Genomic DNA, 669 nt, shown 5'->3' on the forward strand with positions numbered 1-669 from the left:
GTGGTGAGTCCTAAAGAGCGCTTGGCGGTGTTGTTTGAGGAGTTGGCGGAGTTGGCCGGTCAGCGCAACGCCATTGATGGGCAGATCGTGGAGATTGTGGCTGAGCTGGAGCGCGATGAGTTGTGTGGGATGACCGGGGCGCGTTCGGTGGAGTCGTTGGTGGCCTGGAAGACCGCTTCGTCTTCGGCTAATGCGAAAACGATCACCACCATCGCGCGCCGGGTGGAGGAGTTCCCGCGTTGTGTGCAGGGGATGCGCGAGGGCCGGTTCTCACTGGATCAGGTCGGGGTCATCGCTTCGCGGGCCGGTGCGGGTTCGGATGAGCATTACGCGCAGTTGGCTGCGGTGGCCACGGTCAATCAGTTGCGTACCGCGGTCAACCTTGAACCGCGACCCGAGCCCGAGCCGGTGGCGCCGCCGGAGCGCCCGGTGATCAGCAAGACCTCCGATGAGGCCGGCAGCTGCTACCGCATCAAGCTCGACCACCACGATGCCGCGAAATTCGATGCGGCTCTGGCTTCGCACCGCGACGCGTTGATCGCGGCGTGGAAACGAGACCACAACCCCGACGACAAGGGCGGTGCCTCTGAAGCCCGGCCGCCGCTGCCGGGCACCGCCGACGCGTTCCTGGCCCTTGTCGAGGCCGGCTGGGACACCGAGGTGGCCCGC

The 669-nt window shown here is 66.2% G+C and carries 1 protein-coding gene; it reads left to right on the forward strand.

Going from position 1 to position 669, the window contains the following annotated elements; translation table 11 throughout:
- The coding region (locus A5636_RS21705; RefSeq protein WP_253900665.1) for a DUF222 domain-containing protein at positions 1–669 on the forward strand (669 nt) is incomplete at both ends.

The organism is Mycobacterium asiaticum (genome assembly GCF_001673315.1).
Classification (GTDB): Bacteria; Actinomycetota; Actinomycetes; order Mycobacteriales; family Mycobacteriaceae; genus Mycobacterium; species Mycobacterium asiaticum_B.